Annotated in this window: 11 protein-coding genes; all 11 read left to right on the forward strand. The window is 60.0% G+C overall.

The features are described 5' to 3' along the window. Window positions 1-16 precede the first annotated feature (16 nt). Entirely contained in the window at window positions 17-2,215 is a 2,199-nt protein-coding gene (locus tag ACQE32_RS17350; protein ID WP_427022166.1) for an FHIPEP family type III secretion protein, read from the forward strand. Next, window positions 2,215-3,081, forward strand: coding sequence for an FHA domain-containing protein (locus ACQE32_RS17355; protein ID WP_427022167.1), 867 nt, complete (start codon window positions 2,215-2,217; stop codon window positions 3,079-3,081). Before ACQE32_RS17350 ends, ACQE32_RS17355 begins: the two co-directional genes overlap by 1 nt. After that, a complete protein-coding gene (gene sctN / locus ACQE32_RS17360; RefSeq protein ID WP_250651685.1) occupies window positions 3,075-4,433 on the forward strand; it encodes a type III secretion system ATPase SctN in 1,359 nt (452 codons plus the stop codon). Before ACQE32_RS17355 ends, sctN begins: the two co-directional genes overlap by 7 nt. Beyond that, on the forward strand, window positions 4,417-4,878 hold the full coding sequence (locus ACQE32_RS17365; protein WP_427022168.1) for a hypothetical protein: 462 nt from the start codon (window positions 4,417-4,419) through the stop codon (window positions 4,876-4,878). The genes sctN and ACQE32_RS17365 overlap by 17 nt, the downstream gene beginning before the upstream one ends. Next, window positions 4,875-5,540: a type III secretion system HrpP C-terminal domain-containing protein gene (locus ACQE32_RS17370; protein WP_427022169.1), complete on the forward strand. Its 666-nt coding sequence runs from the start codon at window positions 4,875-4,877 to the stop codon at window positions 5,538-5,540. Before ACQE32_RS17365 ends, ACQE32_RS17370 begins: the two co-directional genes overlap by 4 nt. Next, window positions 5,537-6,565: a FliM/FliN family flagellar motor switch protein gene (locus ACQE32_RS17375; RefSeq protein ID WP_427022170.1), complete on the forward strand. Its 1,029-nt coding sequence runs from the start codon at window positions 5,537-5,539 to the stop codon at window positions 6,563-6,565. Before ACQE32_RS17370 ends, ACQE32_RS17375 begins: the two co-directional genes overlap by 4 nt. A 7-nt stretch (window positions 6,566-6,572) precedes the next feature. Further along, entirely contained in the window at window positions 6,573-7,226 is a 654-nt protein-coding gene (sctR, locus tag ACQE32_RS17380) for a type III secretion system export apparatus subunit SctR (protein ID WP_427022171.1), read from the forward strand. A gap of 7 nt (window positions 7,227-7,233) precedes the next feature. Continuing rightward, window positions 7,234-7,494: a type III secretion system export apparatus subunit SctS gene (gene sctS, locus ACQE32_RS17385; protein WP_085068171.1), complete on the forward strand. Its 261-nt coding sequence runs from the start codon at window positions 7,234-7,236 to the stop codon at window positions 7,492-7,494. Next, on the forward strand, window positions 7,494-8,309 hold the full coding sequence (sctT, locus tag ACQE32_RS17390) for a type III secretion system export apparatus subunit SctT (protein WP_426974753.1): 816 nt from the start codon (window positions 7,494-7,496) through the stop codon (window positions 8,307-8,309). The genes sctS and sctT overlap by 1 nt, the downstream gene beginning before the upstream one ends. Further along, window positions 8,302-9,387, forward strand: a complete 1,086-nt coding sequence (gene sctU / locus ACQE32_RS17395) for a type III secretion system export apparatus subunit SctU (protein ID WP_250651690.1) — start codon at window positions 8,302-8,304, stop codon at window positions 9,385-9,387. The genes sctT and sctU overlap by 8 nt, the downstream gene beginning before the upstream one ends. A 575-nt stretch (window positions 9,388-9,962) precedes the next feature. Beyond that, window positions 9,963-10,654 (forward strand): type VI secretion system Vgr family protein (locus ACQE32_RS17400; protein ID WP_427022172.1); only part of this gene is annotated, 692 nt, incomplete at its 3' end.

The raw sequence follows: 10,654 nt of genomic DNA on the forward strand, positions 1-10,654 counted from the left end.
GCCAGAGAGACGTAAGATGAACGGCTTATTTTTAATTCTCAATAAAATTGCCATCAGCGCCATGCAGCGCTCTGAGATTGTCGGCGCCGCCTTTGCCATGGCGCTGGTGTTTATGCTGATTATCCCGTTGCCGCTGGCGCTGATTGATACGCTGATTGCGCTGAATATCTGCCTCTCTTCGCTGCTGATCGTACTGGCGATGTACCTGCCAAAGCCGCTGGCCTTTTCTACCTTTCCGGCGGTGCTGCTGCTGACCACAATGTTTCGTCTGGCGCTGTCGATCTCGGTGACGCGCCAGATCCTGATCCAGCAGGACGCGGGCCATATCGTTGAAGCCTTTGGCAGCTTTGTGGTCGGCGGCAATCTGGCAGTGGGGATGGTGATGTTTTTGATCCTGACGGTGGTGAACTTTCTGGTGATTACTAAAGGATCGGAGCGCGTGGCGGAAGTCGCGGCGCGCTTTACCCTCGACGCGATGCCTGGAAAGCAGATGTCGATCGACAGCGATCTGCGCGCCGGATTGATCGATGTGCATCAGGCCAAAGCGCGGCGTAGCGATCTGGCCAAAGAGAGCCAGCTATTTGGCGCAATGGATGGCGCGATGAAATTCGTGAAGGGCGACGCCATCGCCGCGCTGGTGATCCTGTTTATCAACCTGATCGGCGGCATCAGCATCGGCGTGCTGCAGGTGGGCATGACGGCGGGCGAGGCGTTGCATGTATTCTCGATCCTCACCATTGGCGACGGGCTGATTGCCCAGATCCCGGCGCTGTTGATCTCGCTTACGGCTGGGATGATCATCACGCGCGTTTCATCGGACAACGACAGCGTGGAAGCGCCGAATATTGGCCGTGAGATCGCCGAACAGCTTACCAGCCAGCCGAAGGCATGGATCCTCGCCTCAATGGGCATGCTGGGTTTTGCGCTGGTGCCGGGGATGCCGGGATTGGTTTTTACCCTGTTGGCGCTGATCACCCTCGGCAGCGGCGGATTTCAGGTGTGGCGCGCCCGGCATACGCTGCGTCTTGCGCAGCCGCAAATTGAAAACGAAGTAATCCCGCCGGAGCTGAATGGTCGCGAGGATCTGCGCCAGTTCAACCCGACGCGGCCTTATCTGATCCAGTTTCCCACTGATTGTCGCGGCAAGGCGGAAACCCTCGATTTAGTGCAGGAGATCCGCCGCCTGCGTAACCGTATCGTCTATAACTTCGGCTTTACCCTACCGGCGTTTGACATTGAATTCAGCGACAAACTGAGCGCGGATGAATTCCGTTTCTCGGTGTATGAAATCCCGAAAGTGGCCGGCACCTTTAACACCGCCTGCCTTGCCGTGGAGGTGCGCTGGCTGGAGAGCCTGAGTGAAGAAGAGCAGCGCCAGCTACAGGCTGACAATCAGCCTGCGCTGCCGGAAACGGGCGGGGAGCAAGCGCCGTCGATCGCCGCGCCGAAACCTGCGCTGGGCCAGGCCGCGCGTCAGGAGGCGCACTATCTCTGGTTGCCGCCCGATCATCCCCTGCTGGAAAATCAGGAGGTGGTGCGCTGGACTGCTGCCGAGCTGCTGCTGAAACGCATGGAAAATGCCATTCACGCCAGCAGTCCGCATTTTATCGGCCTGCAGGAGACCCGCGCGCTGATGGGCTGGCTGGAGAGCGAGCAGCCGGAGCTGGCGCAGGAACTGCAGCGGGTAATGCCGCTGGCGCGCTTCTCCAGCGTATTACAAAAGCTGGTGGCGGAGCGTATTCCACTGCGTTCGGTACGCGCCATCGCCGAAGCGTTAATCGAGCATGGTCAGCATGAGCGCGATGTGTTTCTGCTGACCGAGCAGGTGCGCATTACGCTGAAAACCCATCTTTGCCATCAATACAGCCAGGCGGACGGCATCCATGCCTGGCTGCTGTCGCCGGAGCTGGAAGAGGCGCTGCGCGACAGCCTGCGTCAGACGCAGAACGATATTTTCTTCGCGCTGAGCCAGGAACAGATTCAGGCGGTGCATCAGCAAATAGGCCAGGCCTTCACCACCGGCAACGAACAGCAGGCGGTGCTGCTGGCAGCGCAGGATCTGCGTGGGCCGCTGCGCGCGCTAATCGCCGAATCCTTCCATCAGGTGCCGGTGCTCTCTTTTGCTGAACTGGAGCCGACGCTGGCGGTGCATGTGCTGGGACGTCTGGAGGCGGATGCTCTCTTTTATTCACTCACCAACTGGGAGGGAGAATAATGTTTGAACTGCGCGTACTGTCGGGGCTGCACTGCGGGGCCGCGCTGCCGCTCAGCGGCGATCGCTGGCAGATTGGCGCGTCGCCGCAGGCTGATTTGCTGCTCAGCGATGAAAGCGTAACGGGCTGCGAGCGCTGGCTGCATTGTCAGGAAGGGAGCTGGTGGCTGACGGAACAGGAAGAGGCCAGCGACCGGCAGCCGGTTACGCTGGAAGAACCCTTTGAACTGGCGGGCGTCTGGCTCTGCGTGGCGCAGGCCAGCACGCCGTGGCATGAGGCCGCCGCGCTGCCCGCCAGCGCCTTTGCTTCCGCGCCTGCCGCCGCCGTAGCGGAAGAGGTGGCAGCGCGTACCGGCACGCCACGCTGGATGCGCGGGGTGATATTCGGCCTGCTGCTGCTGTTCAGCTTCACCGTGGTGAGCTGGATCTTACAGCCCACGGTCGCCCAGCCCAACGCCGGTGAAAATTCACGCCCCGCCTGGGGAACGGTGGAGGATCTGCGTGCGCCGCTGCAAATCATGCTGCGCGAACGCGATCTGGCGAACAGCGTAAAAATCAGTCGTCAGGGCGATCGCCTGCTGCTGAGCGGTAGCCTGACTCAACCGCAAATCACCGTTTTTAACCGCATGATGACGCGCTTCTATGCGCGCTACAGCGCTGCTGCGCCGGTCACCAGCGCAGTGCGTCCGCTGGAGAAAAAGCTGCCGTTCCGCATCGTGCAAATTGCAACCGGATCGCGCGCCAATATTGTTACCGACGAGGGCGATCGGCTGTTTATCGGCGATCAGATTGGCGATCTGCGTCTGGTGGCGATCACCGACGATCGGATCGAGTTCAGCGGTCACGATCCTATTACGGTGAAATGGTAATGCGCATCGATCTTGATAGCTGGTTCAGCCAGCAGCAGCAGCGGCTGCGTCAGCCCGATGCGGTCAGCGTGTATGGCCGTATTACCGGCATCAGCGGCATTCTGCTGGAGTGCAGCCTGCCGCGTGCGCGCATCGGCGATCTCTGCCGTATCGAACGCGACGCGGAAGAGAGCGTGATGGCGGAAGTGGTGGGCTTTAACCCGCAGCATACGCTGCTGTCAGCGCTGGGGCCGCTGGACGGCATCGCGCAGGGGGCAAGGGTGACGCCGCTTTATCTGCCGCACAGTATCTCTGTTTCCGATGCGCTGCTGGGCTGCGTGCTGGATGGTTTTGGTCGTCCGATTGACGGCCAGGGCGTCGGTGCGTTTGCGCTGCCGGGCGAGGCGGAACGCACCATCCCGGTGCTGGGCGACGCGCCGCCGCCCACAGCCCGCCCGCGTATCTCAGCGCCGCTGCCAACCGGCGTACGCGCCATTGACGGCATGCTGACCATTGGCGTTGGCCAGCGCGTTGGTGTATTTGCCGGGGCGGGCTGCGGCAAAACCACGCTGCTGGCAGAGCTGGCGCGTAATGCGCCCTGCGATGCGATTGTTTTTGGACTGATTGGCGAGCGTGGCCGCGAACTGCGTGAGTTTCTCGATCATGAGCTGGATGAAGAGCTGCGCAGCCGCACGGTGCTGATCTGTTCTACCTCCGATCGCAGCAGCATGGAGCGCGCCCGCGCCGCCTTTACCGCGACCGCCATTGCCGAAGCCTTTCGCGAGCAGGGCAAAAGCGTGCTGCTGATCCTCGATTCCCTGACCCGTTTCGCCCGCGCCCAGCGTGAAATCGGCCTGGCGCTGGGCGAACCGCCCGGACGCGGTGGCCTGCCGCCGTCGGTCTATACCCTGTTGCCGGGGCTGCTGGAGCGCGCCGGACAAACCGAAAAGGGGGCGATCACCGCGCTCTACTCGGTGCTGATCGAAGCAGACTCCATGAACGATCCGGTGGCTGACGAGGTGCGCTCGCTGATCGACGGCCATATCGTGCTGTCACGCCGTCTGGCGGAGCGCGGCCACTATCCGGCGATCGATGTGCTGACCAGCCTGAGCCGCACCATGAGCAACGTGGTAACCCGCGAGCAGATGCGCGATGCCACACAGCTGCGCCGCATGATGGCGGCGTGGCAGCAGGTAGAGATGTTGATTCGTCTGGGCGAATACCAGCCCGGCCACGATGCGATGACCGATGCGGCAGTGGAGGCGCAGCCGGTGATTAACGGCTATTTGCGCCAGGCCACGCGCGCGCCCAGCGACTGGGAGACGACGCTGCATCATCTTTCAGAGGTAAGCCAACATGCGCCAGAGGATTAACCCCATTGAAGAACCGGCCCCGGAAGATCCTGCTGCCAGTTTGCGCGACGCGTTTGCCCAGCTGTTGCCGATCCGCCGTCAGCGCCTGCGTCGCAGCGAGCGTGAGCAGCGTCAACACGAGCAACAGCTGGAACAGCTGCGTGCGGAGGCGAGAAGGGCAGATGAACAGCTTACGCAGCGGCAAAGCGATTATCAGAGGCTGCGCGCCGGGTTTGATACCGCTTATCTGGGGCATCAACCATTTTCCCGGTTGCAGCGTGGCCTGCAGCAGGAGGAGAGGGCCGCCGGGGCAGTACAGCGCCAGCGCCAGGCGGTCTGCGAAAGCGCTGCGCAGTGTGCCGCGCAAAGCGAGAAGCTGGCGGCGGCGCGTACAGAAACTCAGCTGCGACAACGGGAGCTGGAAAAGCTGGAGATGCTGATGCAGGAAAATGAGGTGCCATCATGAACCCTTTTGCGGATCGAACCTTCGCCGCAAAGCCGCGGCCTGAACCGCAACCGCGCGAGCCACGTGAACCGCGCCCGCCGGAGCGCGAGACGACACGCGTCAGCGCAACGTCGAAGCCCCTGAAACCGCAACCAGAGCCAGCGCCGCAGGCAAAACCGCCCTTACGCGGGGCGGATAAAACGCGTCACGAACGCAGCCAGGGCAATACGCCAGGCAGCGCGACGAAACGCAGCGACGAGCCGTCTTCGGCCAGCCCGGACGGCCTGCTGTTCAGCGCGCTGCTGGATAGTGTCCCGCCGCCGCCCGCTTTCAATGGCTGCGGCGTGGGGCTGCATACGCCGCCGCGCCCTGCTCCTGAGACAGCACACAGCGCGCCCGCCGCCGCACCAATGGCGCTCTGGCAGCCGCTGGAGGCGGAGCTGGGGCGCATTACCGACCGTCAGCCTGACGGGCCGGTCGCGATGACGCTGCTACTGCCGCGTCTCGGTGCGGTGGATGCGCGTTTACAGCATCTGCCCGCCGGCGGTTGGGATATTGCGCTGCGCTTTTCACCGGCGGCGTTAAACGCGCTGGAAGCGCATCAGGAGCGCTGTCGCCAGGCGCTGCGGCGTCGAATGGCCAGCCGGGTGCGTCTGCGTTTTGAACAGCGGGGGGCCGCATGAAACTCTTTCTGCCACGCCGGGAGACGGATGAGGCACAGCTGCGTCAGCGTATCGGTGCCGGGCTGCGCTTTCACTATACGCTGGCGGGCGAGGCGGGCCAGCTGTTGCTTTTTCTTCCGAAGGATCAGTCAACGGCGGCACCCGGGCTGACGCTGGGCTGCAACAGCGGCGTCTTGCAATTAAGCGATGCGGAAGGGGTACTGGCGCTGATCTCCGATTGCCCCGCGCTGCCGTATGCCGAGGCAGAGAGCACGCCCTGGTACTGGCCGCTGTTTAATCAAAGCCTGAGTAATGAATTACAGCCGCTGTTTGGCAATCTCTCGCCGGTAAATAAAACAGAAGATGCACCATTTTCGCTTTGCCTGGAACTCAGGCTCGGTGAACTCCACTCAGAAAGTATGTTGATGGCATCCATTGCCACGCTGAACCGCCTGCTGGATCAGGCGGGCTGGCAGCCGGAGACGGCGGGGCTGCCGTCCGATTTGCCGCTGAGCTTTCCGCTGATCGTTGGCGCGCTCACGTTGAGCGTCGGACAGCTGCGTCAGCTGCGACCGGAAGATGTGCTGTTGCCGACGCACGCCGCTTTTTCTCCGTATGGAGAAGGCTCACTGCAGCTGGCTGGCCTGCGCCTGACCGGAGAGCTAACCGGTCAGGCGGATCGCGCCTTTTTTACTCTTTCTGATTTGGAGATCGCGCCTGTGACATTTCCCTACGATAACGATGATATGGCCCCCGCTACGCAGCCCGACGGGGCGTGGCAGAGCGAGCCTGCGCCCGCGCTGGATGGATTGCCGCTGGCGTTAACGGTGCGCTGCGGCCAGCTGCGTTTGACGCTGGGAGAGCTACAGCACCTGAGCGCCGGAACCACGGTTATGGTGGATAACGTGCGGCCAGGCGAGGCGCTGCTGTGTCACGGCGATTTTCCGCTGGCGAAAGGCGAACTGGTGGATGTGGAAGGGCGGCTGGGGTTACAGATCACCCATATGCTGCCGGGCAGTATTAATCCTCTGGGACACGGCGGGTAAAACGCGAATGGAGATGCAGTCGCTTAACCCGATGATGCTGGCGCTGTTCCTCGGCGTGCTGTCGCTGGTGCCGATGTTGATGATTATCTGTACCTGCTTCCTGAAAATTTCCATGGTGTTGATGCTGACGCGTAACGCCATGGGGGTGCAGCAGGTGCCGCCTAATATGGCGCTGTACGGCATCGCGCTGGCCGCCACGCTGTTTGTGATGGCACCGGTCTTTAATGATTCAAGCCAGCGTATCAAAGCGATGCCGCTCGATTTCAGCAGCATGGAGCGGCTGGAGTACACCTTCGGCAACGGCGCGGAGCCGCTAAGAAAATTCATGTCGCGTAATACCGACCTGGATATTCTGGTGCATCTGCAGGAGAACGGCGCGCGCATGTGGCCCAAAGAGATGGCGCAGAGCATTACGCCGCAAAGCCCGCTGCTGATTATCCCCGCCTTTGTGCTGTCGGAGCTGCAAAACGGCTTCAAGATCGGCTTTCTGATTTTTATCCCTTTTCTGGTGGTGGACCTGATTGTCTCGAACGTGCTGCTGGCGCTGGGGATGCAGATGGTTTCGCCGATGACGGTCTCGCTGCCGCTAAAAATCCTGCTGTTTGTGCTGGTCAGCGGCTGGACGCGGCTGCTGGACGGCCTGTTCTACAGCTATCTGTGAGGCGGCAATGGAGATACTGACTTTTTTCCGCCAGGCGATGCTGCTGGTGGTGCTGCTTTCTGCGCCGCCGCTGATTGTGGCGGTGCTGGTGGGCATCGTGATTTCGCTGGTGCAGGCGGCGATGCAGCTACAGGATCAGACGCTGCCGTTTTGCCTGAAACTGGTGGCGGTAGGCATCACCCTGGCGATGACCGGGCGCTGGGTAGGCGTTGAGCTTATTCAACTGACGCAGAACGCTTTCGCCATGATGTCGCGGGTAGGCAGCTGATGCTGTGGAGCGACGCGCTGGATCAGCTGTTTAACGCGCTGCTGGCGCTGTTGCTGGGCATGGCGCGCATTTTTCCCTGTCTGCTGCTGACGCCTGTATTCTCTTTTTCCGTGATTAAAGGCACGCTGCGCACCGCTATTGTGGTCGCGCTGGCGTTGTTTATCGCGCCGGTGTTATATGGCGATATGCTTAGCGCTTCCCTGTCGCTGATGGGGCTGGCGGCCATCGCCATTAAAGAGCTGATCCTCGGCGCGCTGATTGGTCTGATCCTTGGGCTACCGTTCTGGATGTATGAGTCGGTCGGCGCGCTGTTCGATAACCAGCGCGGTGCGCTGATGGGCGGGCAAATTAACCCGCAGCTGGGACCAGACGCCACGCCGCTGGGCTATCTGATGAAGCAGGTGATGATTCTGTTGCTGATAGTGGGGCCGGGGCTGGGCGCGATTACGCAGCTGCTGTGGGACAGTTATCGTATCTGGCCACCGCTGGCGTGGCTGCCGCCGTTGAGCGAGCAGGGCTGGCAAGTCTGGCTGGATCTGTTGAAAGAGACGTTTGTCGCCATGGTGCTGTATGCCGGGCCGCTGGTGGGGCTGCTGCTGCTGCTGGATTTCGCGGTAGGCATTATCAGTATTTACAGCCCGCAGATTCAGGCCACGGTGCTGGCGATCCCGCTGAAATGTTTGCTGGGGCTGCTGTTTTTTGTTTTGTATCTGCCGCTGCTCAACCATCTGGCCGGGGAGCGCCTGTTTGAGTTACGCGATTTGAGCGCGATATTCCCCCATTTGTTTGCGGCTAAGGGAGCGGGACATGAGTGAAAAAACCGAAGACGCAACCCCGCAAAAGCTCCAGGAATCACGTAAAAAAGGGCAGGTAAGCCAGAGTCAGGATATTCCCAAGCTGCTGATTTCCATTGGCATCCTGGAGGCGATTTTTGCACTGGTGGACAGCGGCATGCAGCGAATGGAAGCGATGATTATGCTGCCGCTGACGCGCATCGGTCAGCCCTTTGGCCACGCCATGGAGGAGGTAGTAACCGATTCGCTGCTGGTGCTGCTGCTCTTTTCCGCCATTATCGGCGCGATTGCAATTGTGCTGCGTATCGTGGGCGGCTGGCTGCAGTTCGGGCCGCTGTTTGCGGTGGAGGCGATGATGCCGAAGCTGGAGAGCCTGAATCCGGTCAATCACTTCAAAAATATGTTCTCGGCGCGCCAGTTTACCCAGTTGCTGACCAGCATTATCAAAGCGGGGGCGATTGGCATGGTGCTGTGGCTGGCGTTAGAACCGGAAATCGGTAATCTGGCGCGGCTGGCACAAACCGATCTCAACACCTTCTGGCATGGCGTGTTGATGCTGTTTGTTAAGGCGGCACGCCAGGTGCTGCTGGCGCTTCTGGCGCTGAGCGTGCTGGACTTCGGCCTGCAAAAATATTTTTACCTGAAACAGCAGCGCATGAGCCATGAAGATATCCGTAACGAATTCAAGCAGAGCGAAGGCGATCCGCATATGAAAGGGCACCGCCGACAGGTGGCGCATGAGATCTTAAACGAAGCACCGAAAGCGCCGCCTCGGGTTGCGGTAGAGGAGGCTGACGTGCTGCTGGTCAACCCTACCCACTTTGCCGTAGGGCTGTACTATCGCCCCGGCGAAACCCCACTGCCGCGTCTGCTGTTCAAGGCCAGCGATGATGATGCTCACCATTTGATTGAGCAGGCGCAGCGCGCAAAAATTCCGGTGATCCGTTATATCTGGCTGGCGCGTACGCTTTATCGCACCACGGCGGAAGGTGAGTGGATCCCGCGCGAAACCTTAAAAGCGGTCGCTCAGGTTTATCGTCTGCTACGCGAGCTGGAAGATCATTATCTGGATGAGGTGATAGAGCTGGAGGAGGAGTGATCATTTTAATAATGATTAGCAGTGAGAACCTTCTGGATTAAAGAGCTTTAAGACGATATAAATCGTCAACTTTTTCCACTGTTGCCGGATAATATCAAGGGCACAAAGATAGATTTTATTTAAAATGTTTTTTTAACAAGAAATGGCTAATGGACTGACCGTTATATAGCGGCGAAATATAACGTTATAATTAATGCTTGGTTAATTATTCAAATACTAATTATGATTATATTTATCAACTAAAATCGACAGTTGATAAAGTTTAACCTGCATCAATAGATTTTTAATTTTACTTAAAAAAATAACTTCCCTGCTTTTTTTTCAACAACGTTGCCTGTTAGCGTAAACCTGATTTTATCATCTTTTTTCAAAGCCAGATAAAATGCGTGCGTCAGGATCATGATGAACCGTTAATAAATTATCACAGCCGCTTTTTAAGCTGCGGCAGCTATTCGTATCATGGCTCTAATAACCACTTTGAGCTGATTTATAACAGAGTTAATAAAGTTAACGCTAACCCATTTCCTTATTATCACCGCCCGCATCCGCGGGCCCGCTGAGCACGGAACTCACCTATGTCTGAACGTATCACCGCACGGCTCCCGCAGGAGGGGCTGCTTTTCTGGAAGCTGGAGGGACGCGAGGCGCTGTCGCATCCCTTCGAACTCACCGTCACGCTGCTGGGCCCCGACGCCCGCGCCGACCGCCACGCGCTGCTGGGCCAGCCGCTGACGCTGGACATCCCCACCGGGCGCTTTCTGGCGGGCACGCGGCACCTCAACGGCAAAATCACGCGGGTGGCGGTGCACAGCGAGGAGCTGGGCGGCACGCGCCACGCGGTGTACACGCTCACGGTGGAGCCGGACCTGTGGCCGATGAAGCGGGACCGCAACGCGCGCATCTTCCAGGGGAAGACGGCGGTGCAGATAATCCATCAGCTGCTGGCGGAGTACGGGGTGCAGGTGGAGGACCGGCTGAAGGCCCGCTACCGGGAGTGGGAGTACTGCGTGCAGTACCAGGAGAGCAGCCTGGACTTCATCAGCCGGCTGATGGAGCTGGAGGGCATCTATTACTGGTTCCGCCACGAGGCGGACCGTCACGTGATGGTGCTGTCGGACGGGCCGGAGGCGCACGGGCCGTGGCCGGGTTACGAGACGATACCCTACCACGTCACGGGCAGCGGCGGGGTGACGTCGGAACAGGGGGTGAGCCACTGGGCGGCGGAGGACCGGGTGACGCCGGGCATCTGCAGCATCGACGACTACGA

The organism is Pantoea sp. FN0302, from assembly GCF_050113775.1.
In the GTDB taxonomy this organism is placed as follows: Bacteria; Pseudomonadota; Gammaproteobacteria; order Enterobacterales; family Enterobacteriaceae; genus Mixta; species Mixta alhagi.

Excerpts from the sequence above, each read along its gene's own strand:
- sctT (WP_426974753.1), top strand. The coding sequence starts at position 7,494 with ATGCTGTGGAGCGACGCGCTGGATCAGCTGTTTAACGCGCTGCTGGCG.
- ACQE32_RS17370 (WP_427022169.1), top strand. The coding sequence starts at position 4,875 with ATGAACCCTTTTGCGGATCGAACCTTCGCCGCAAAGCCGCGGCCTGAA.
- ACQE32_RS17365 (WP_427022168.1), top strand. The coding sequence starts at position 4,417 with ATGCGCCAGAGGATTAACCCCATTGAAGAACCGGCCCCGGAAGATCCT.
- ACQE32_RS17355 (WP_427022167.1), top strand. The coding sequence starts at position 2,215 with ATGTTTGAACTGCGCGTACTGTCGGGGCTGCACTGCGGGGCCGCGCTG.
- ACQE32_RS17350 (WP_427022166.1), top strand. The coding sequence starts at position 17 with ATGAACGGCTTATTTTTAATTCTCAATAAAATTGCCATCAGCGCCATG.
- sctS (WP_085068171.1), top strand. The coding sequence starts at position 7,234 with ATGGAGATACTGACTTTTTTCCGCCAGGCGATGCTGCTGGTGGTGCTG.
- ACQE32_RS17375 (WP_427022170.1), top strand. The coding sequence starts at position 5,537 with ATGAAACTCTTTCTGCCACGCCGGGAGACGGATGAGGCACAGCTGCGT.
- sctN (WP_250651685.1), top strand. The coding sequence starts at position 3,075 with ATGGTAATGCGCATCGATCTTGATAGCTGGTTCAGCCAGCAGCAGCAG.
- sctU (WP_250651690.1), top strand. The coding sequence starts at position 8,302 with ATGAGTGAAAAAACCGAAGACGCAACCCCGCAAAAGCTCCAGGAATCA.
- sctR (WP_427022171.1), top strand. The coding sequence starts at position 6,573 with ATGGAGATGCAGTCGCTTAACCCGATGATGCTGGCGCTGTTCCTCGGC.